The 21797-nt window shown below is 60.4% G+C and carries 21 protein-coding genes; 9 read left to right on the top strand and 12 right to left on the bottom strand.

Annotated elements, in window-relative coordinates; genetic code table 11:
• A complete protein-coding gene (locus P7F28_RS07880; RefSeq protein WP_277183960.1) occupies positions 1-702 on the top strand; it encodes a hypothetical protein in 702 nt (233 codons plus the stop codon).
• A 7-nt stretch (positions 703-709) separates the two neighbouring features.
• Here P7F28_RS07880 and P7F28_RS07875 read toward each other — a convergent pair whose 3' ends face one another.
• A complete protein-coding gene (locus P7F28_RS07875; protein WP_277183959.1) occupies positions 710-1675 on the bottom strand; it encodes a peptidoglycan DD-metalloendopeptidase family protein in 966 nt (321 codons plus the stop codon).
• A gap of 202 nt (positions 1676-1877) precedes the next feature.
• Between P7F28_RS07875 and P7F28_RS07870 the strand changes: the two genes are divergently transcribed.
• Positions 1878-2360 carry a nucleoside deaminase gene (locus tag P7F28_RS07870; protein WP_277183958.1) on the top strand — a complete coding sequence of 161 codons (483 nt, stop codon included), beginning with the start codon at positions 1878-1880 and terminating at the stop codon, positions 2358-2360.
• Between the two features lie 6 nt (positions 2361-2366).
• On the opposite strand, the gene kdpC is transcribed toward P7F28_RS07870, so the two are convergent.
• The 4 genes from kdpC to P7F28_RS07850 are packed head-to-tail and all read right to left on the bottom strand — an operon-like array spanning position 2367 to position 6964.
• Positions 2367-2942 (bottom strand): potassium-transporting ATPase subunit KdpC, encoded by a 576-nt coding sequence (kdpC, locus tag P7F28_RS07865; protein ID WP_277183967.1) that lies wholly within the window; start codon positions 2940-2942, stop codon positions 2367-2369.
• Between the two features lie 4 nt (positions 2943-2946).
• A complete protein-coding gene (gene kdpB / locus P7F28_RS07860) occupies positions 2947-5073 on the bottom strand; it encodes a potassium-transporting ATPase subunit KdpB (protein WP_277183957.1) in 2127 nt (708 codons plus the stop codon).
• A gap of 14 nt (positions 5074-5087) precedes the next feature.
• Positions 5088-6872, bottom strand: coding sequence for a potassium-transporting ATPase subunit KdpA (kdpA, locus tag P7F28_RS07855; protein ID WP_277183956.1), 1785 nt, complete (start codon positions 6870-6872; stop codon positions 5088-5090).
• Complete coding sequence (locus tag P7F28_RS07850) at positions 6869-6964, bottom strand: potassium-transporting ATPase subunit F (protein WP_277183955.1); 96 nt, start codon at positions 6962-6964, stop codon at positions 6869-6871. Before P7F28_RS07850 ends, kdpA begins: the two co-directional genes overlap by 4 nt.
• A 346-nt stretch (positions 6965-7310) precedes the next feature.
• Here P7F28_RS07850 and P7F28_RS07845 point away from each other — a divergent pair, with 346 nt between their 5' ends.
• The 4 genes from P7F28_RS07845 to P7F28_RS07830 all read left to right on the top strand — a co-directional run bounded on the left by P7F28_RS07845 (position 7311) and on the right by P7F28_RS07830 (position 9972).
• Entirely contained in the window at positions 7311-7853 is a 543-nt protein-coding gene (locus P7F28_RS07845; RefSeq protein ID WP_370467265.1) for a YSC84-related protein, read from the top strand.
• A gap of 103 nt (positions 7854-7956) precedes the next feature.
• Positions 7957-8541 carry a cysteine hydrolase family protein gene (locus P7F28_RS07840; RefSeq protein WP_277183953.1) on the top strand — a complete coding sequence of 195 codons (585 nt, stop codon included), beginning with the start codon at positions 7957-7959 and terminating at the stop codon, positions 8539-8541.
• Positions 8517-9509, top strand: a complete 993-nt coding sequence (locus P7F28_RS07835) for a GlxA family transcriptional regulator (RefSeq protein WP_277183952.1) — start codon at positions 8517-8519, stop codon at positions 9507-9509. Before P7F28_RS07840 ends, P7F28_RS07835 begins: the two co-directional genes overlap by 25 nt.
• 37 nt (positions 9510-9546) lie before the next feature.
• Positions 9547-9972: an HIT family protein gene (locus tag P7F28_RS07830; protein ID WP_277183951.1), complete on the top strand. Its 426-nt coding sequence runs from the start codon at positions 9547-9549 to the stop codon at positions 9970-9972.
• Positions 9973-9978: 6 nt separating this feature from the next.
• On the opposite strand, the gene P7F28_RS07825 is transcribed toward P7F28_RS07830, so the two are convergent.
• Complete coding sequence (locus tag P7F28_RS07825; RefSeq protein ID WP_370467267.1) at positions 9979-11160, bottom strand: M20 aminoacylase family protein; 1182 nt, start codon at positions 11158-11160, stop codon at positions 9979-9981.
• A gap of 23 nt (positions 11161-11183) precedes the next feature.
• Positions 11184-12497: an MFS transporter gene (locus P7F28_RS07820; RefSeq protein ID WP_277183949.1), complete on the bottom strand. Its 1314-nt coding sequence runs from the start codon at positions 12495-12497 to the stop codon at positions 11184-11186.
• A gap of 175 nt (positions 12498-12672) precedes the next feature.
• Here P7F28_RS07820 and P7F28_RS07815 point away from each other — a divergent pair, with 175 nt between their 5' ends.
• Positions 12673-13608, top strand: coding sequence for a LysR family transcriptional regulator (locus P7F28_RS07815; RefSeq protein WP_277183947.1), 936 nt, complete (start codon positions 12673-12675; stop codon positions 13606-13608).
• Here the strand turns inward: P7F28_RS07815 and P7F28_RS07810 are convergent.
• Positions 13578-16217, bottom strand: a complete 2640-nt coding sequence (locus tag P7F28_RS07810) for an excinuclease ABC subunit UvrA (protein ID WP_277183946.1) — start codon at positions 16215-16217, stop codon at positions 13578-13580. The two genes, P7F28_RS07815 and P7F28_RS07810, sit on opposite strands and share 31 nt — an antisense overlap.
• Before the next feature lie 15 nt (positions 16218-16232).
• Entirely contained in the window at positions 16233-16553 is a 321-nt protein-coding gene (locus P7F28_RS07805) for a metalloregulator ArsR/SmtB family transcription factor (protein WP_277183945.1), read from the bottom strand.
• A 104-nt stretch (positions 16554-16657) separates the two neighbouring features.
• Between P7F28_RS07805 and P7F28_RS07800 the strand changes: the two genes are divergently transcribed.
• Positions 16658-17878 (top strand): MFS transporter, encoded by a 1221-nt coding sequence (locus tag P7F28_RS07800; RefSeq protein WP_277183944.1) that lies wholly within the window; start codon positions 16658-16660, stop codon positions 17876-17878.
• On the opposite strand, the gene P7F28_RS07795 is transcribed toward P7F28_RS07800, so the two are convergent.
• Complete coding sequence (locus P7F28_RS07795) at positions 17856-18830, bottom strand: Dyp-type peroxidase (RefSeq protein ID WP_277183943.1); 975 nt, start codon at positions 18828-18830, stop codon at positions 17856-17858. The genes P7F28_RS07800 and P7F28_RS07795 overlap by 23 nt on opposite strands.
• A 184-nt stretch (positions 18831-19014) precedes the next feature.
• Between P7F28_RS07795 and P7F28_RS07790 the strand changes: the two genes are divergently transcribed.
• Positions 19015-20169, top strand: a complete 1155-nt coding sequence (locus P7F28_RS07790; protein ID WP_277183942.1) for a glycosyltransferase family 9 protein — start codon at positions 19015-19017, stop codon at positions 20167-20169.
• On the opposite strand, the gene P7F28_RS07785 is transcribed toward P7F28_RS07790, so the two are convergent.
• Together P7F28_RS07785 and P7F28_RS07780 are read right to left on the bottom strand one after the other, a co-directional pair.
• Positions 20166-21017 (bottom strand): carbohydrate ABC transporter permease, encoded by an 852-nt coding sequence (locus tag P7F28_RS07785; protein ID WP_277183941.1) that lies wholly within the window; start codon positions 21015-21017, stop codon positions 20166-20168. The genes P7F28_RS07790 and P7F28_RS07785 overlap by 4 nt on opposite strands.
• 14 nt (positions 21018-21031) lie before the next feature.
• A partial coding sequence (locus P7F28_RS07780) for a carbohydrate ABC transporter permease (protein ID WP_277183940.1) occupies positions 21032-21797 on the bottom strand: 766 nt, incomplete at its 5' end.

Genomic DNA, 21797 nt, shown 5'->3' with positions numbered 1-21797 from the left:
ATGCTGACCTCCTTCTTCTGGACCGGCGACACCATCCGCAGCCGCGCAGTGAGCACCACGATCCTCACAACCACGCTAGCCATCCCCGAGCCACCGCCCGCACTGCTCGCCGATTGGCGACGCGAAACGACAACGCGCCTCGAACTCAAACCCGGCGACGTCGAAGTGATGCCGCTGGCGCGCACGCAGGCGCGCTGGTCTGACTATCGCGGTTGCGTGCGCGCCATGATCGACTGGACGACCTCGCTCGCCCTCCCCGACGTGCTCGCCCAAAGCGATATCGCACTGATGGCGTGTCGTGGCGCGCGCTATCACCACGATGCCGAGCAATACGGCAGCGCGGCCTTCTGCAATCTCTTTCTGAGCGAAGACAAGGTGCTCGATCTGCATTTTCCGCACGCGAATCGACGTATTCCGCTGACGCGCGGCACCGCCGTGATCTTCGATACCGGCCAGCCCCACGCCGTCATTCCACGCAACAGCAACGCCTTCCACTTAGCCGATTTCGCACCGCGACTTGACTACGACCAGATCTTCCTGACCTGGGAGCTGCCCATCGAAAACGCGCACGTGGCGCAGGCGCTGAATATCATTTTCGATACCGACGAACTCTCCGCCCGCCAACTGACCGATGAACAACTCTGGCTTGACGGCGCGCCCGTCGAGCCATGTCCACAGACAGGCCACTGGCAGGCGGCATGAACAGAAATCAAAGCAAATCCGCCAGCCGCTGCGCCTCCTGCGCGAATCGCGTGCGCTCGGGGCCATGCAGCGGGGCATCGCCGGGAAGCGCGACGGTCAGCGGATTCTGCGCGATATCGTCGATACGCACTTCATAGTGCAGATGCGGTCCCGTCGCCCAGCCGGTCCTGCCGACGTAACCGATCACCTGCCCGCGCCGCACGTGGCTACCGCGATGCAGTCCCTTCGCAAAGCGCGACAGATGCGCGAACGCGGTCTGATAAGGCGGCGGATTATCGATCACAATGAATTTGCCATAGCCCGTTTCCCAGCCGATAAACGAAATCGTGCCGCGCGCCGTCGCATGAACGGGCGTGCCGATGGGCGCAGCGAAATCCACGCCATCATGACTCTGCCAGCGATGCACCACCGGATCGAAGCGGCGCATCGAAAAATCCGATGACACGCGCGTGAAGGCCAACGGATAGCGCGAAAACGACGGCGCGCCCGATTTGCCGTTGGCCGTGTAATAGAACGGCTTGCCATTCAGATCGCGATGCAGAAACAGATCGTGATCGCCGTCGTTATCACCGCGCGAAACGCGCACGGCAAGCGGTTCCGGTTGCGCGGGCTGCGGCTCCATCACAAAGCTGACCGTATCGCCTTTGCGCAGATCGCGGCGAAAATCGATCTGTCCGGAGAACGAGCGCGCCAGCAAATCCGTCGTGGCCGCATCGAAGCCGCTGCGCTGCATCGCCTCCGCAAAAGTCGAGTCGATGGTGACGGATTCGGTGCGCGGTTGCGGCGGCGCGGGCGGCGGCTTCGGCGTTTCGGCCACGCGTGCAGGAGTGATCGCGGGCGGCGTGTCGTCATCGGAATGAGAAACCGGCTTGAGCGATGTCAGCATCAGAGCCGCGACGGCAGAGCCGATCGCGCCGGCCAATACGGTCTTGCCAAAGCGCGTCGCGGGGACGGCGAGTGCAGAGAGAGGCATCGAGAAAAAGGAAAGCGGGTGGCGACGAACACGACGTGATGTCGTAAAAGCGTCGTAAAAGCGCGAGTCGGAATTTTGAGAAAGACTTACCCTAAAGAGCGAGTCTTAAGCGAAACTTAAAGGGGCAGACGAAACTTAAGGCACTGGATGTGCCGTATTTCATGCGCAAAGCGTGTGCAAACTTCTCAATCGAGGACAAACCATGATCGACGATACCGACCTTAGCCATTTGAACCGCTGTGTGGAACTTGCGCAGCTTGCGCTCGACGAAGGCGATCAACCGTTCGGATCGCTAATCATTAGTCAGGATGGGCGGGTGCTCTTCGAAGATCGAAATCGCATCAGCGGTGGCGATCACACGCAGCATCCGGAATTCGCCATTGCGCGCTGGGCGGCGAACAATCTGAGCGAATCGGATAGAAAGCACGCCGTGGTCTACACCTCGGGCGAACATTGTGCGATGTGCTCCGCCGCGCATGGCTGGGTCGGGCTCGGGCGAATCGTCTATGCGAGTTCGACCGAGCAGTTCACGCAATGGCAAAACGAACTCGGCGCACCGGCGGGACCGGTGCGTGCGTTGTCGATCAACGAGGTGATTCCGGATACGCCGGTGGATGGTCCCGCTGAGGCGCTAACGGAGCGTATTCGTGCGATGCATGTCGCTTATCATCATCGGCACGCTTGAAAGTCCTTACCCTCGCGCACGATCGAGCGCCAGATTCAGCTTCAGCACATTGACGCGCGGTTCGCCAAGTACACCGAACTGTCGCCCGCTCGTCGCCTGCGCGACCATCGCTTCGACTTGAGCAGCGGACAAGCCGCGCGCCTTCGCCACGCGCGCCACCTGATATGCCGCCGCCGCAGGGCTGATTTCCGGATCGAGCCCGCTGCCCGATGCCGTCACCAGATCGACGGGCACGTCGGCCTTGTTATCCGGATCGGCTTCATGCAGCGCGGCGATGCGTGCTTTCACAGCATCGGCTAGTGCGGGGTTGGTCGGGCCGAGGTTCGAGCCGCTCGAATTGATGCCGTTGTACGGGTTCGGCGTGGTGGCGGAGAGACGTCCCCAGAAGTACTTAGGCGCATCGAATTGCTGGCCGATGATTTCCGAGCCGACGACCTTCCCATCCAACTCGATCAGCGAGCCATTCGCCTGACGATTGAACGCGGCCTGCCCGATTGCCGTGACAATGGCCGGATAAACCAGTCCGGTCACAATCATCAGCATTCCGAACAAGACAATAGCGGGACGCAACAGTGTCTTCATCATTTCAACTCCATCCGAGCGCGGTAATAGCCATATCGATCAACTTGATGAACGGGAACGGCAGCAGAATGCCGCCCAGGCCGTAAATCAAGAGGTTTCGTCGCAACAAAGACGCCGCACCGAGCGCGCGATACTTCACGCCCCTGAGCGCCAGCGGAATCAGGAACACGATAATCAGCGCATTGAAGATCACCGCCGACAAAATCGCCGATGCAGGCGATGCAAGGTGCATCACGTCCAGCACGCGCAATTGCGGATACGTCGTTGCGAACGCTGCCGGGATGATCGCGAAGTACTTGGCCACATCGTTGGCGATGGAAAACGTGGTGAGCGAGCCGCGCGTCATCAGCATCTGTTTGCCGATCTCCACGATCTCGATCAGCTTGGTCGGGTTCGAGTCGAGATCGACCATATTGCCCGCTTCTTTCGCGGCCTGCGTGCCCGTGTTCATCGCCACGGCGACATCGGCTTGTGCGAGCGCGGGCGCATCATTGGTGCCGTCGCCGGTCATCGCGACGAGGCGTCCTTCGGCCTGATGGCCGCGTATGGTCGCGAGCTTCGTTTCAGGCGTGGCTTCGGCGAGAAAGTCATCCACGCCTGCTTCGGCGGCGATCGCAGCGGCGGTCAGACGGTTATCGCCCGTCACCATCACGGTCTTGATGCCCATCTTGCGTAGCTCTGCGAAGCGTTCCTTGATGCCGCCTTTCACGATGTCCTTCAGCTCGATCACGCCCAACGCGCGCGACTTGCCATCGACGGTTTCGGCCACCACGAGCGGTGTGCTGCCGCGCCGCGCGATATCGTCAACCGCTGACTGAACCTCTTGCGGGAAGCGTCCGCCGCGCTCTTCGACGTACTTCTTCACGGCATCGGCGGACCCTTTGCGAATCTCGCGATTCGGCAAATCCACGCCACTCATGCGCGTTTGCGCGGTGAAAGCGAGGAAGGTAGCGTTGAGCGTCGCCATATCGCGTTCGCGAATGTTGAACTTCTGCTTCGCCAATACGACGATGCTGCGGCCTTCCGGCGTTTCATCGGCCAGTGAGGACAGTTGCGCGGCATCGGCGAGATCGCGTTCCTGCACGCCGGGCGCAGCCGCGAACCACGACGCCTGACGATTGCCGAGCGTAATGGTGCCGGTCTTGTCGAGCAACAGTACATCGACATCGCCTGCCGCTTCGACAGCGCGGCCCGAAGTGGCGATCACGTTGGCCTGCATCATGCGGCTCATCCCCGCCACGCCGATCGACGACAGCAATCCGCCGATGGTGGTCGGAATCAGGCACACGAGCAAAGCCACCAACGCGGTAATCGTCACGACGTGACCGGATTTGGCCGCTTCGACGGAGAAGATCGAGAACGGCAGCAGCGTGGCAGTCGCGAACAGCAGCACCAGCGTCAACGCGACGAGCAGGATGGTCAGCGCGATCTCGTTCGGCGTTTTCTGGCGCTTCGCGCCTTCGACCATCGCGATCATGCGATCCAAAAACGCCTCGCCCGGATTCACCGATACCTTCACGACGATCCAATCCGACAGCACGCGCGTGCCGCCCGTCACCGACGAAAAGTCGCCGCCCGACTCGCGGATCACGGGCGCGGATTCCCCCGTAATTGCCGATTCATCGACGGACGCCACACCTTCGATCACTTCGCCGTCGGCGGGAATCACGTCACCCGATTCGACCAGCACCACATCGCCTTTGCGCAAGTCCGTGGAAGCCATCACGCGCACCGGTGATTTCGGATGCGGGTCGTTGAGCTTCTTGGCCATCACATTATGCTTGGCACTCCGCAACGATGCCGCCTGCGCCTTCGAACGCCCTTCCGCGAGCGCTTCGGCGAAGTTGGCGAACAGCACCGTGAACCACAGCCACAAGGTAATGGCGAGAATGAATCCCGCAGGCGCTTCGGCTTGTCCTGCCAGCGCCGCGATCCACAACACGGTCGTCAGAATACTGCCGATATACACGCAGAACATCACCGGATTGCGCAATTGCGTGCGCGGTCCGAGCTTCTTGAACGAATCGACGATGGCGGGTTTGACGAGCGCCGGATCGAACATCGAACGCGCTGCCGTGCGCGCCTGCCCCAGATTGTCCGGGCGATGCGTCGCTTGATTGAGTTGAGTCATGCTGTCCTCGAAATTCAGTGGCTGGCGATCATGGTGATGTGTTCGACAATCGGTCCGAGCGCAAGCGCGGGCACATACGTCAGCGCGCCGACGAGCATCAGCACGCCGATCAGCATCACGACGAACAGCGGACCGTGCGTAGGCAAGGTGCCTGCGGTGACCGCGAGCCGCTTCTTCGCGGCCAGCGATCCCGCAATTGCCAGCACCGGCACGATGGTGCCGAAACGCCCGAACCACATCGCCAGCGCGAGCAGCGAGTTATAGAACGGCGTGTTCACCGTCAGGCCCGCAAAGGCGCTGCCGTTGTTATTGGCGGCCGAACTGAAGGCATAGAGAATCTCCGAGAAACCGTGCGCGCCCGGATTGAGAATCCCCGCTTTGCCCGCTTCCGTGAGCACAGCGATGGACGTGCCCGCGAGCACCAGCAAGGGCGTCAGCAGAATCACCACCGACACCATCTTCATTTCGAACGATTCGATCTTCTTGCCGACATATTCAGGTGTACGACCGATCATCAACCCCGCCACGAACACCGCAAGCAAAGCGAATACGAGCATGCCGTATAAGCCCGAACCGACGCCACCGAAAATGACTTCGCCAAGCTGAATCAGCAGCATCGGCACGAGGCCGCCGAGCGGCGTCAGCGAGTCGTGCATGCCGTTGACGGCGCCGCACGAAGCCGCTGTCGTCGCCACCGAGAAGATGCCCGATTGCGCGATGCCGAAGCGCGTTTCCTTGCCTTCCATGTTGCCGCCGGGCTGAAGCGCGGACGCTTGCGCATCGACATTAAGTGACGCGAACAGCGGATTGCCGGCCTGCTCCGATGCAATCTCCGCACAACATGCGACCGCGAACACCAGCGTCATCGCGGCGAGCACGGCGTAACCTTGCCGGCGATCGCCAAGCATGCGGCCGAATACGATGCACAGCGAGGCCGGAATAATCAGCATCGCTAACATCTGCATGAAGTTGGAGAATGGCGTCGGATTTTCGAACGGATGCGCGGAGTTCGCGTTGAAGAAGCCGCCGCCGTTAGTGCCGAGCATTTTGATGGCTTCCTGAGACGCCACCGGTCCCATCGGCAAGGTCTGCTTGTCGGCTTTCGCGTCTTGCGTGATCGTTTTGCCCTTCGAATCGGTCGTGGACGTCTGATAGGTGGTGACCTGAAGCGTGGGTACGTCCTGATAAGACCGGAAGTTCTGAATCGCGCCCTGGCTGATGAACACCAACGACAGCACCACGGCAATCGGCGCAAGCACGTAGAGCGTGGTGCGCGTCAGATCGACCCAGAAATTGCCGATGGTCTGCGCACTATGCCGCTTGAAGCCTCGAATCAACGCCACCACCACGGCAATGCCCGTCGCCGCCGAAAGAAAGTTCTGCACGGTCAGCCCGAGCATCTGCGCGAGATAGCCGAGCGTGCTTTCGCCTCCGTAGTCCTGCCAGTTGGTGTTGGTAACGAAGCTGATGGCCGTGTTGAACGCCGCGTCCGGCGTCATGCCAGCCATTGCTTGCGGATTGGCGGGCAACACGCCTTGCAGACGCAACAGCGCGTACAGCACAAGCGCACCGAGCAGATTGAACAGCAGCACAGCCAGCGCGTATTGCTTCCATGACATTTCGGTATCCGGATCAACTCCGGCTAACCGATACAACATCTGCTCGAACGGCCGCCCGATCTTTCTGACGACAACAGACGTGCCCTCGAGCACATCGGTCATATAGCGGCCGAGCGGAATCGCCAGCGCGATCAGCACGATGATAAACAGCCCCGTCTGGAGAATGGTATTCGCGTTCATTCCAGTTCCTCCGCATCCAGCAAGGCATAGACGAGATAGACGAACAGCAGCAGCGCCGAGGCTGCCGCGAGCCAGATCATCCAGTCGTTCATGATCGGCCTCCCGTCACGCGGCGGCGCAGACGCTCGCATCCGCCGGTGAGCGCCATGCACAGTCCCGCAAACAGGACGATGCCGGCAACGTAAATCAGGTCCATCTTGTTTTCTCCCTTCTCATCGGTTTTTTACTGGCACGAGAATAGAAAAAACGACGTAAAGGGCACGAGAAGGTTGAAGGCGCGAGTATAAAAACCGCGTAAAAAAACGGCGCTCAGTTGCGACGATCCGCCCCCGTTACATCACCGCGCCTGTATAGTGCACAAGCCAACCAACCACTCACGACGGGGACGACATGCTTCATAAGAAAAGACGCCAACTGCTGGTCGCAAGCGGTCTGGCCATGAGCACACTGGTCATCGGCGCATGTACGACGACCGGTCCCTCCGACGACACGCCCGCCGGCCGCGCCGACCACTTCCGCTCCATCGACGCATCGGTCGATTCCACGCTGCAACGTCTGTACGCGACGGTCAAGGGATCGCGCGAACTGGTCGCCAAGGCGCGCGGCGTGCTGGTTTTCCCGCGCGTGCTGGCGGCGGGCTTCTGGCTGGGCGCGCAATACGGCGAAGGCGCGCTGCGCGTGGACGGGCAAACGGAGGGCTACTACAGCACCGCAGGCGGCTCGTTCGGTTTGCAGTTCGGCGCGCAATCGAAGGCGCTGATCTTCGTCTTTTTGACCGACGACGCACTGGCCGACTTCAGAAAGCGCGATGGCTGGGCCGCAGGCACCGACGCCACCGTCGCGGTGCTGAAGATCGGAGCAAACGGCCAACTCGATACCACCACCGCCACCAGTCCGGTCGAAGTATTCGTACTGACGAATGCGGGGCTGATGGCGGGGGTATCGGTGGAAGGCACCAAGGTGACGCGGCTCGACAGATAAAAGTGACTGGCGCGTTTTGTCCTCTATGATGACCGGGAATGGTCTCGATGCCCTCACGCAGGCATCGTAAGATGTGTCCATCCCGTTCAATGTGAGGCCAAAAATGACCGCAACCGCCAATGTGTCCGACCGCTCGGCGCTGATCGTGATCGACGTGCAGGAATCGTTTCGTCAGACCGCCGAGTGGTCGGAAGAGGATGTTCCGGCATTCAAACGCGCCATTCTGCGTCTGGATGCCGGTGCACGCGAAGCAGGCGTGCCCGTGGTGCATATATTTCATGTCGGCAAGGGTCAGCCGTTCCGCAAGGAATCGGGCTTCGTGAAGCCGCTCGACTGGCTGCCGGGCAATCCCGCTGTCGTTTTCGAAAAGCACACGCACAATGCCTTCACGGACACGGGACTCGATCTCTGGCTGCGTCGCCAGCGCATCGATCATCTCGTGATTACCGGCATTCGCACGGAACAGTGCTGCGAAACCACGACGCGGGTTGCATCGGATATTGGCTATGCCGTGGATTACGTGACCGAAGCCACGCTCACGTTTCCCATGACACACACAGGCAGCGGTCAGACCTATTCATCCGCCGATATCAAAGCGCGCACCGAGCTGGTGCTGCAAGACCGTTTCGCGCGCATTTCCACAGCGGACGACGTGCTGAGTTCATGGCAAACGCTCAACGCAAAATGATCGATAAGGTATCCGTATGGTTCGTGCTGACGCCACCCGTGCTGATGCTCGACTATGCGGGACCGGCCGAAGCGCTGCGCATGGCGGCGGAGTCCGGCGCGCCGATCGAACTGCATCATTGCGGGCCGCTCGAACGCGCGATGACATCGCTCGGTACGTCGATCGATGGCATTGAGCCGTTGCCGAAACGCTTGCCGCCAAACAGTCTGGTGATCGTCGTCGGGACCACGGACACGCCGCCGCCCGGCACCAATGCGTGCTTCGATAAGGTCACGCAATGGCTGCGCCGCGCGCCGGTGGAAGATACGCGCATCGCCAGTATTTGCGCGGGCGCGCTTTTGCTGGCGCGCGCGGGCTTGCTGGCGGGCCGCCGCTGCACCACGCACTTCGCGTTGGTCGATCTGTTGCGCGAAACGGAGCCGACTGCGCGCGTCGAAGACGACTCCCTTTTTGTCGATGACCACGACGTGCTGACAAGCGCAGGCATCACCGCGGGCATCGATCTCGCACTGCATCTGATCGAGCAACTCGCAGGGCCTGAAATGGCCGCCGATATCGCGCGGCGGCAAGTGGTGTATCAACGGCGCGCGGGCGATGAAGCGCAGTTGTCGCCGTGGCTTGCGCATCGAAATCATGTGCATCCGGCGGTGCATCGCGCGCAGGATGCGATTGCGCGCACGCCCGCGCGAGACTGGAGCGTGGCCGATCTTGCGCGCGCCGCGCATGTGAGTCCGCGCCATCTGAGCCGTCTGTTCGCGGAGCATGCAGGCATTACGGTGCTGGCCTATCAGCAATCATTGCGCGTGGCCTGTGCGCAGCGTCTGCTAACCCAATCCGAATTAACGATAGAACACGTCGCCGAACAATCCGGCTTCGCCTCCGTGCGCGATTTCAGGCGCGTATGGCGGCGTTATCACGCGGTGTCGCCGAGTGAGTTCAGGCTTGTCATTGGCACGGCAGTCGATTAACGTGTGCGGACCCTGACTCTTCACTCGTTATTCGATCATGAGCTACGACACACAAAACATTTTCGCCAAGATCCTGCGCGGCGAGATCCCGAGCATCAAGGTATTCGAATCCGACGACACGCTCGCCTTCATGGACGTGATGCCGCAATCCGAAGGCCACGTGCTGGTGATTCCGAAAGAAGCCGCCGCGAACATTCACGAAGCCTCCGAAGAGGCGCTGGCCGCCTGCATGCGCACCGTCAAGCGCGTCGCGGCAGCGGTGAAGGAAGCGCTCACGCCCGACGGCATGTTGATCGCGCAATTCAACGGCGCAGCGGCGGGTCAGACCGTCGAGCATATTCACTTCCATATCATTCCGCGCTGGCAGGACGTGCCGCTGAAGATTCACGCGCGTGAATTCGCCGATAGCGCCGTGCTCGAAGCGCAGGCCACGCGCATTCGCGCCGCGCTTGCGAAAAGCTGAACACGCTCACAGCCACGCGCGCGTCAACGCCACCCACCATGCGACGCCGGGTTTCAACACGGCGTCGTTGAAGTCGTAGTTCGGGTTATGAAGCGGAATGGCGCAACCGCAACTTCCGTACTCCGAACCATCGCCATTGCCGATAAAGACATAGCATCCCGGCCGATGCTTCATGTAGAACGCGAAATCTTCGGACGGCATTTGCGGATCGACTTGTGCATCTACGCGCGCATCGCCCACCAGTTCGCTCAGCACACGTGCTGCGAAGACGCTGGATTCGGCATCGTTAACCAGTGCCGGATACATGCGTTGAAATTGAAATTCCGCGCGCACGCCATGCGCCGCCGCCACGCCCTGCGCGATTTCATTCATGCGACGTTCGACGAGGTCGAGCACATCGTCGCTGAATGCGCGCACGGTGCCGCTCATGCGCGCGTGGCCCGGAATGACGTTGCCCGCGCTGCCTGCATGCAGTTCCGTGACGGACAAAACGGCGGAGTCCTTAGGATCGACATTGCGTGAAACGATGCTTTGCCATGTCTGCACCACTGCCGATGCAGCCAACACCGGATCGGCTGCGCGATGCGGCTGCGCGGCATGCGCGCCCGTGCCGGTCAGTTCGAGACTGAACGTATTGCTCGATGCCATGATCGCGCCGGCCCGCAGAGCGAAATGACCGGCGGGAATGCCGGGCCAGTTGTGCATGCCGAACACGGCATCCATAGGACACCGATCGAACAGACCGTCTTCGATCATCAAACGCGCGCCTGCGCCGCCTTCTTCCGCAGGCTGGAAGATGAAGTTCACCGTGCCATCGAAACCGCCGTGCTCGGCAAGATAACGCGCCGCGCCGAGCAGCATGGCGGTGTGGCCATCGTGACCACACGCATGCATGCGCCCTTCCGCGCGCGAGGCGTGCGCGAAGCGGTTGTGCTCCTGCATCGGCAAGGCATCCATGTCGGCGCGCAGACCGAGCGAGCGTTTGCTGTCGCCACGTTGCAGCACGCCAACCAATCCATATCCGCCGATACCACGCTCCACGCGCAGGCCCCACTTCGTCAGCAGCGAAGCCACATAGGCCGATGTCTCGCGCTCCTCGTGTCTTAGTTCGGGATACGAATGAATGTGCCGTCGGATGTGGATCAGGTCTTCTTCGATCGCATCGAGATGCGGGTCGTTCAAGGTCAGAGGGTTCATTGCTTTCATTGCGTTTATTCCGTTACGGCAAGGGTGGCTGCGTTGTCTTCATGTTTCGGCTTGTCACGATGCGGCGCAGTCAGCCACACCGCAATGCAACTCACCACCGCGGCAGCAGAGAGGTAATAGCCGATCACGAGCTTGTCGCCGGTGATATCGATCAGACTGGTGACTGCAAGCGGCGTAAGTCCGCCGAACACGGTCACGCCGATCGCGTATGCAAAGCCCACGCCGGTTGCACGAAAGCGCGTCGGGAAAATGCTCGCCAGCACGTTCGATGCACACGCCGCGTAACACGCCAGCAGAAAGCCGATGCACGCCTGCACCAGCATCAACGAAAGCGGCCCCGGCTGATGCGCCAGCAGCCAGAACAACGGATACGCGAAGAGCGCGGTGAGCGTCGCGCCGAACAGCATCGGCTTTCTTACGCCGATTCGGTCCGACAAATGGCCGATGATCGGGCACATCACGACCATGACGACGCCATATGAAAGTTGCCCGAGATAACTCTGCGACAGCGGCAGATGCAGTTCGCGCACAGCATACGTGGTGAAGTAATTCGACACGTACGTGGCGATGGTCCAGAACACCATGATCGCCACCGCGCCCACAAACTGCCAGCGATGCGACGCGAGCGTCGGCAACAGCGCGGGCGCACGCTCGCGGCTCGCCGCTTCGAACGCGACGGTTTCGGGCACTGAGCGGCGGATATACCAGCCCACTGGTCCGATCAACAGACCAAAGACAAACGCGAGACGCCACGCTCCGCCAGCGATTTGTGCATCGGTGAAGACGTGCGTGAGCGCGAGGCCAACGAGTCCTGCCAGCAACGCGCCGCCGCCTTGCGACATCTGCTGGAACGAAGACGCAAAGTTCTTCTTCGATTCCGGCGCGTTCTCGACCAGCATCGCCACTGCGCCGCCGACTTCGCCACCGGCAGAAAAGCCCTGCAATAAGCGGCCCAAAGTAATGATGACCGGCGCAGCCAGTCCGATCGATGCATACGACGGACACACCGCCAGCACCGCCGTGCTCGCCGCCATCAGAATCAGCGTGAGACTCAGCGCACGCCGACGCCCCACGCGATCCGCGTATCGCCCGAGCACGAGCGCACCAACCGGCCGCGCGATAAAGCCTACCGCGAAGGTCAGAAAGGTCAGGAGCAGGGAGATCAACTCGGAGTGAGTCGCGAAGAACGTGCGGGAGATGGGAACTGCAAAGATACCGTAAGCAATAAAGTCGTAGATTTCCAGCAGATTTCCGATGGCGGCGGCAGCGAATGTTCTGTGAGTCGTGCCGGCTTCGCGTGTCGAGATGGATCGTCGCATGAGGGACATTCCTTCGTTTTAGTGGTTCATAGAAGGTACGCCCGCCCGCTGCAAAGGTCCGCATACTATTCAAAAATAGCGCCTATGCTTTGCAGGTATAGCCTCGGGTTATGCCTGCTTCCACGATGTATTTTGTCGTGCGAATCTACCCGGCGTGCCCACGACGACAACAATCATGGATTTCCGGCATTTGCGGTACTTTCTGGCCGTGGCGGACTCGGGGAGCGTGGCTGCTGCGGCGCGTCAACTGCATATCGTGCAGCCTGCGCTGAGCCGCCAGATTCGCGATCTCGAAGAGGAACTCGGTACGCCGCTGTTCTCGCGTAATGCGCGCGGTGTCGAATTGACCGCAGCAGGCGAGCAGTTCGCACTCGATGCGCGGCGTCTGCTGATCGATATGGAATCGGCGCGACAGCGTGCGTTGCGTGTGGCGCAGGGAAGCGCGGGCACGCTGCGAATCGGCGTGTCGCCGACTTATGGTTGGCATCCCGAAATTCTTTCACATATCAACAACTTTCGCACGCGGCATCCGGATATTTCGCTGTATATCGAGCCATTGCTGGCAGTCAAACAGATGGATGCGCTGATCGAAGGCGAACTCGACGGCGGATTTTTCGGCTGGCGTGATCTGCGCGATTCGCGCTTCGAAGCGCTCACGGTATTTCGCTGCGGCCTCAAACTCGCCGTGCCCGATCTGCTCGATGCGCCTTTCGATGTGCCGGATCGCCTGGCCGATCTTGCGAATCGTCCATGCGTATGGTTCGATCGTGACGCCGCGCCGCCCTATTACGACTTTCTGATCCGGCAATGTCAGTTGGCGGGCTTCTCACCGAATATCGTGCAGCTCGGCGGCGATACGATGACCATACTCGGTCTCGTCGCAGCGGGCATCGGTTATTCAATCGTGCCGGATACGTCCGTGCATAGCTGCCCGAGCACGACGCGACTTGTTTCGCATCCCGAACTGACATTGAACTATCCGGTTGAATTCGTGTGGAAACATGATGACGAATTCAACGGGCCGCTTGCACGGTTTATACGCGAAATCAAGGCGCGCGTGGGGCCGGATGTCAACGCGCATCAGGCGTTGGTGGATGCGCCCTTCAGATAATGCGCCGTGCGACTTTCAGCATGCCGCGCCACTTTGCCCGGCTCCCCCGCCACCACGATCGTGCCGCCCTCCTCGCCCGCGCCTGGACCGATGTCGATCACCCAGTCACTGGCGGCCGCCACGCGCATATCGTGTTCAACAACGACGACGGTATTGCCTGCATCGACGAGGCCTTGCAGTTGAGTCATCAATCGATCCACGTCAGCGGGATGCAGACCGGTAGTTGGTTCATCGAGGATATACAGCGTATCCGCACGATGCGCGCGTTGCAGTTCGGTGGCGAGTTTGATGCGCTGCGCCTCGCCGCCCGATAGCTCCGTCGCAGGCTGTCCGAGCCGCAGATAACCCAGCCCGATATCGCGCAATACGCTGAGCGCGCGCATCACCGCGGGTTCATCGATAAAAAAGTCGCACGCGGTATCGACGCTCATCGCCAGCACGTCCGCGATATTCTTGCCGCGCCACTCGACTTCAAGCGTCTGCGGGTTATAACGCGATCCGTGGCATGTCGAGCACGACGTATAGACGCTCGGCAAGAACAGCAGTTCGACGCTGACAAAGCCTTCGCCCTCGCACGTCGGGCAACGCCCTTGCGCGACGTTGAACGAGAAACGGCCTGCGCCGTAACGGCGTTTGCGCGCGGCCGGGGTATCGGCGAACAGCTTGCGGACGTGATCGAACAAGCCCGTGTAGGTGGCAAGATTGGAACGCGGCGTGCGGCCAATCGGCTTTTGATCGACGCGCACGAGACGCTTGATCGTGTCCATGCCCGCGATGATGCGACCGTCAGCAGGCGTGTCGATACGAGCGAGCAGCGGGTCTTGTTCGTCATCCTCTCCATTGTCGAGCGCGCGGCCAAGATGCTCCGCGACGAGTTCCGGCAGCGCCTGACTCACCAGACTCGACTTGCCCGATCCCGAAATGCCCGTGACAGTCGTAAAGCAACCGAGCGGAAACGCGACATCGATATCATGCAGATTGTTGCGCGTGATGCCCGCGAGTTTCAGCCAGTCACGCGTCATGCGCGGCTTATGTTTGGAATCCGAACGAGTTGCAAAAAGATGCAGTCGCGTCTGCGATGCCTCCACCGCCACGAGTCCATCGGGCGGACCGCTGTAGAGCACTTCACCGCCTGCATCGCCCGCAGCGGGGCCGACATCCACCAGCCAGTCCGCACGACGCATGGTGTGTAGATCATGTTCGATCACGAATAGCGAATTGCCCGCAGATTTAAGGCGTTGCAACGCGGCGAACAGCGCTTCGCTATCGGCGGGATGCAGACCGGCGGACGGCTCGTCCAGCACGTACACCACGCCGAATAATTGCGATGCAAGCTGCGTCGCGAGCCGCAAGCGTTGCAACTCGCCCGATGACAGCGTCGGCGTTGCGCGATCCAGCGAGAGATAGCCAAGCCCGAGATCGGTCAGCGTGCGCAAGCGCTCCAGCAATTCCCCGGCGATACGCTCGGCGGCGGCGCGTTTCTCATCGGAAAGATTAGGTGTGCGTCGCACATCGGGCGCGCTCTTGTGCGCCGAACCGCCTGCAGCGACGCGTTTTGCCGTGGCCGCGCGCCGCGTGTCCTTGCTCGGCACGCGATCTTCATTGGCCTTATCGTTCCATGCGCCACGCGCGATCGGCTCCAGCAACTCGGTGAGCCGATTGAGCGGCAACCTCGAAAATTCAGCGATATCGAGTCCCGCGAAGGTCACCGACAATGCCTCTTGCTTGAGTCGCTTGCCATGACATGCCGCACAATCGCTCCCAACCATAAAACGCGACACCCGCTTCTTCATCAACGCGCTTTGCGTATGCGCGAACGTGTGCAGAATATAGCGGCGCGCGCCCGTAAAAGTGCCCTGATAACTCGGTTCCGCGCCGCGTTTGAGCGCCGCCTGCGTCTCCTTGGGCGAGAGTCCCGCATACACGGGCGCGGTCGGTTGCTCCTCGGTAAAGAGAATCCAGTCGCGATCCTTCCTCGGCAAATCGCGCCATGGTTTGTCCACGTCATAGCCGAGCGTCACGAGGATGTCGCGCAGATTCTGTCCGTGCCACGCGGGCGGCCATGCCGCGATGGCGCGCTCGCGAATGGTGAGCGAATCGTCGGGCACCATCGACTTTTCGGTGACTTCGTAGACGCGTCCGAGACCGTGACAGACCGGACATGCGCCTTGCACGGTGTTCGGTGAGAAGTCTTCGGCGTACAGCATCGGCTGTTTCGGCGGATAGCTGCCGGTGCGCGAATAAAGCATGCGCACGAGGCTCGAAAGCGTCGCCACGCTGCCGACCGATGATCGCGCATTCGGCGCGCCGCGCTGCTGCTGGAGCGCGACGGCGGGCGGCAGACCTTCGATCGAATCGACCTGCGGCACGCCGACCTGTTCAATCAGACGCCGCGCATATGGCGCGACCGACTCGAAGTATCGCCGCTGCGCTTCAGCATACAAAGTGCCGAACGCCAGCGACGATTTGCCGGAGCCGGACACGCCCGTGAATACGACGAGCGCATCGCGCGGTACATCGACATCGACGTTCTTCAGGTTGTGCTCGCGCGCACCGCGAACGCGTACGAAGCCCGCGCGCGATTTGGATGAATCGTTCGATTGACTCATAGTTCGGATATCAAATCATTTCTTATTCAGCGCACGGCCAAGATCGCCCAGAAATGAGTCGATCGCCACGCGGTCGAGTTTGTAGTAGACCCAATTCTTGATCTTCGTGGAACTGACCAGCCCTGCTTTCGCGAGCGCCTGCATATGCGTTGTGACCGTGGGCTGGCTCAGACCGATCTTCTCGGTGATAAACCCGACGCACACGCCGTCTTCCACGAGATCGCCGTCGCTTTGCGGCGGAAAGTTCGACTCGGGGTCGGTCAGCCAAATCAGGATGGTCAGCCTGTGACGATTGGACAAAGCGTTCAGCGCTTCTTGCAGAGCAACTTCATCCACAGCATGTCTTTTCCGCATGGATCGGCATGTCCTCCTTGACACAGCGCCGCGATCAATATAGAAATATCTCTATATTGGTTCTATTCGATACAGGATAACCTCGCATGAATACGGACGCAATCGCTTCGTCGGCTGCCGGGGGATTCACGCGCGCGGTCTGTATTGCGGTCGTGTTCACGCTGTTCACGGCAATCGCGTTCGGCTTCGGCATCTATCTGTTCGCACTGATCATGCCTGCCATGCGGCCGAGCATCGGATTTGCGAATGCGGCGATCGGCATGGCGAGTGCGGGCGCGCAGATCGCTTATCTCGCGGCGGCGCTCGTGTGCCCGATGCTCACGCGTCGCTTCGGCGCGGGACAGGTGACGGTATGCGCCGTCGCTGTCGGATCGCTTTTACTGCTGGCTTTTGCGGGGATTCAGGGAGCGTGGCAAGCCGGCGTCGTGCTGGCCGGACTGGGCGCAATGGCCGCGTTGATGATCGTGCCGACTGTCGGCGCGATCTCGAAGGCGGTGCCGTTTGCGTATCGATCGGCGGTCAATGGTCTCGTGTCCAGCGGCACCGCTTACGGACAACTGGCGAACGGCTTGCTTGTGCCGTGGCTGCTGCCAGGCGGGCAGTGGCGATCGATCTGGCTCGTCACCGGTACAGGCTCGCTCGCGATCACGTTGATAGGCTTCGTTATACTAAGGATTATCGCGCCGGATGTATTCGTGCGCGAGACGGTCCGCAAACGCGACGAAGCAAGCGGATCGATCGTCACGACGCGCAATTTCACGGTGTGGATCTTGCTCGCGTTAAGCGGCATGACATGCGGGCCGTGGCAAAACTATCTGTCGAGCTATCTCACTGAAGAAGGACGGCTCTCACTGGCGACAGTCGGACAGCTCTGGTCAATCATCGGCGGTGTCGGGCTGTTCAGCGGATTGATCGCGGGCATGCTTGCGGACAGAATCGGCGTGCGTGTCGTGCTCGTCGCCTCTTATATTGCGCTTGCATGTTCGGCATTATTGATCGCGCTGCATACGCAGATTTGGCAGTTGCGCATTGCGGCGGCGTGCTTCGGGCTGTCGTTCTATGCGATCTACGGCATGATTCCCGCCTACATCAGCAAGACCGTCGATGCACACGCCGCCGCGAAAATATTCGCCATCGCCAATGTCTTTCTGGGTCTCGGCACGGCTTTGGGCAATATCATGGCGGGGCGCGTGCCGGGATCGCTTCAGTGGGTCTTTATCAGCGCGTCAGCCATCGCTTTCATCAGCATGGCGATCACGCTGACGCTGCAAGACGAACGCACGCTCAGGCATCGCCCAGATCGCTGAGAAACTTGCGCGATGGCGCGAAGAAGGTCACGCCGGCCGTGGCGCGCGAGAAGTCGAGAATGCGATCGTGCAGCGGCGGCGGATCACCGATAAACATGCGTTCCAGCATCTTCTCGATCACCCATAGATAGCGGCAGTAGCCGATAAAGTACGTGCCGTACTCGCCCCGCCCCGGCACCGCGAACGGCATGTTGTCGCGCAGAATGGCGTGTTCGCCTTCGTCGTCTTCGATCGTGCAGAGCGTCTTGTGCGACTTCTGCCCTTCGGTTGCGTCGGGCAATTCGGTGTTGTCGAATTTCTTGCGTCCGACAATCGATTCCTGCGTCTCGACGCTTTGCGAACGCCACGCAGCCATGTCGTGCAAATACTTCTGGATAACTACATAACTGCCGCCCGCATAGTCCGGATCTTCATCGCCGACGATAGTCGCCGCAGGCAGTTCAAGTCCCTCGGGATTCGCGGTGCCATCGACGAATTCGAGCAGATCGCGGCCATCGAAGTAACGGAAACCTGCTACGTCGTCGAGCGGAATAACGGCGTCACCGAAGGCTTCCAGCACCATCCGTTCGAATTCGATGATCACGCCCATCGACTCCGCACGAATGTGATAAAGCAGATCGCCTTCAGTGGCGATCGCCGTATGCTTCGCGCCCTTCACTTCCTTGAACGGCGTCAGTTCGCGCGGCGCGGGCTTAGCCGTAATCGCACCCCATGCGCGATGCGCAATACCCACGTTGCAGGTGAACAAACCGACATCGGTCCGCACTCTGACGTTCTTGATCAGATCATCCGTACTACCAAGCACATCGCGAACCGTGGCAAGCGATGCCTCGTCATCTTTGACCTTCAGAATCAGGAATGCGGCGGCCGCCGACAGCGGCGCGTCGATGGACTGCGGTTCCGTATCGACGGACTGGTGAGCGGCGGCAATCGGTAAAGAAGTCGAACTCATTGAGTGCTCCCGGAAAGGAGCGCTCATGTTAGGTCAGTGGGAATACTTTCACAAGCGGCAGCCACGCGTTAGCGTTTGTCCGCCAATGTTCTGCCGCCGTCAGCGAATTTGCGTCATCCGTCCCACAGAAAAGCGCGCATTCCATATGCACAATCGACGGGTTCACGCGTTTATCGGAGAAGTCATGGGTTGGAAAAGCACGCTTACGGAGCTGCCGGTCTGGGTTCTCGGCAAATTCAACCCGCCGCGGCATGATCCACATCGCGACACGCCGCGCGAAATTCTCGTGCTGCGCCCGAACGATTTCGGCGAACTGCTGACCACCACGCCCATTTTCGAGGCGCTGAAAACGCGCTTTCCGACAACGCGCATCATCGCAGGCATCGGCAGTTGGGGACGGCCGATTCTGGAGAATAATCCATACGTCGATGAGATCGTCGAACTCGATGCGCCGTGGAACAACAAGATCGTGCAGGATCGCTCGCCTCGTCAAGTCGCGCGCTTTCTGATGAAGTCGCCGCAGGTCGCGGCCTTGCGTCAGCGTGGCGGGTTCGATGTGGGTATCGACGTGCTCGGCAGTTATATGGGCACGTTGCTGATGATGCGGCTTGGCGTGCGCTATCGCATCGGCGTGCGTGGCTATCGCGGCGGTCATAGCGGCTGTCAGGAATATATCGATTTCGCGCGCCGTCAGTCAGGGCGCGCCGCGCTCGGACAAGCGGAATTGCTTGGTATAACTGATCTTCCTGAGGCGCGTCCGCAATTGTTCCTGACGTCCGATGAACAGGCGCGCACCACGAAGTTCTGGAATGCCGCGCCTGGCAAACGCACGGTGCGCGTGCTGGTTGGTATCGGCGCGGGCGTGCCGGGCAAGATATGGAATCCGCGTCAGATGGGCGCGGCGCTCGCGCGGATCGCAGCGGCCATGCCTTGCGATATCGTGATCGTCGGCAGCGACGCGGATAAAGGCCGCGCTGCCGAAGCAATTGCGGCGGCAGGATCGAAAACGCCGCTGCGTTCGCTCGCCGGTGCGGTTTCGATGCGAACCGTATTCGCGCTCGCCGAAAGCGCGGACGTCGTGCTGACGAACTCGTCCATGCTGATGCATGCGGCCGCCGCGTTTCGCCGTCCGATCGTCGCGGTGATCGGTGGCAGTATTACGCGGCCCGCCGTGCATGACGCGATCTGGGGCTATCCGGAGCTTTATCGCAGTGTCGCGCCGGAAAGCTATGTGGATGGTCAGACGGAGAAGAATTGGCCGAGCGTGGAACGCGTGGTGCAGGCGGTCATCGAAGCATCGAATATGCAGACACATTCGACGCTTCGACAAACCGCTTAGCCCTTCGTCGCCCCGAACGTCAAACCAGCGACGAAGTGCTTTTGCATCGCAAAGAATATCGCCACTGACGGCAGTGCCGCGAGGATCGATCCGGCCGATACGAGATTCCATGCGGTCGTCCACTGCCCTTTCAATGCCGCCACGCCTACGGTAATCGGCGCGGCGTCATCGCCTTGTGTGAGACACAGCGCCCAGAAGTAGTCGTTCCATACGAAGGTGAAGACAAGCACCGTCAATGCGGCCAACGCGGGACGAATCAGCGGCAGCACGATACGCGTGAATACCGTCCACTCACTCGCGCCTTCAATGCGCGCCGCCTCGATCAATTCGAACGGCAACTGCTTGATGAAGTTACGCAGAAACAGCGTGCAAAAGCCGGTCTGAAACGAAAGATGGAACAGGATCAGCGCGCCGACGGTGTTGAACAAACCCAGGCTCAACGACAGATCGCGCACCGGAATCATCAGAATCTGGATGGGCACGAAATTGCCTGCTACAAACGTAGCGAACAGCGACGTATTGCCGGGAAAGCGATAGATCGCCAGCGCGAAGCCCGCCATTGCCGCAAGCGTGATTGCGCCGAGCACCGCAGGCACGGTGATCATCACGCTATTCATGAAGTAATGCAGCATGGGCGATGCAGTCAGCGCCTCGCGATAATTCGCCACCAGCGTGATATGTTGCGGCCAGCCCCAGTAATTGCCGAGACTTAATTCTTCGCTCGAACGCACCGATGTGACGAGCACGGCGATCATCGGCAATAGCCAGATCAGCAACGCGATCGGCAAAGATAGTTTGTACAGCCGACGATTCATCGGCTTCCACTTTTGCACGGGCATCGGATACATGCGCGTCTCCTTTCCTACAGTTCGTTGCGCAGCATGCGCCGCAAGTGATAGACGATATACACCAGCATGATCGCGAACAACACCACCGCAATCGAAGCCGAATAGCCGATGCGGTAATACTTGATCGCCTGGTCGTACATGTAGTACGCGAGCACCGTCGAGCTTTCGAACGGACCGCCGCCTGTCATCACCGAAATCAAATCGAAACTGCGCAGTGCGCCGATCACAGTCACCACGATCGCCATGAACGTCACCGGGCGCAATTGCGGCAGCACCACATGCCACAGCATGGTCCAGCCCTTCGCGCCTTCCATGCGCGCGGCTTCGAGTTGTTCGCTATTGAGCGCGGTCAGCCCCGTGAGATACAGAATCATGCAGTACGCGGTTTGCGGCCAAAGCGCTGCAAATACGATGCCGAATGTCGCGTAGCGCGCATCGCCAAGCACGGGTATGCCATGTCCGAGGATCACCGCAAGCAGCCCAAAGGTGGGATCGTAGAACCACGAGAAGATCAGGCCCACGACCACGCCCGACAGCACGAAAGGCGCAAAAAACAGCGACTTTACGATCCGAATGCCGCCCACTGCCTGATTCAGATAAAGCGCGACGGCAAGACCCATTGGTGGCGCGAGCAGAAACAGCGCGAGCCAGATCACGTTATTCTTCAGCGCCGTATAGAAGGTCGGCGCCTGGAATAATTCGATGTAGTTATCTAGTCCGATGAACGCCTTCTCCGTCATGCCGTCCCAGCTATAAAAGCTGAGCCAGATCGACGAGAGA

Source organism: Caballeronia sp. BR00000012568055, assembly GCF_029439455.1.
Classification (GTDB): domain Bacteria; phylum Pseudomonadota; class Gammaproteobacteria; order Burkholderiales; family Burkholderiaceae; genus Caballeronia.
The sequence above is the reverse complement of the archived record's forward strand: the minus strand, read 5'-3'. Positions and strand labels throughout refer to the sequence as shown.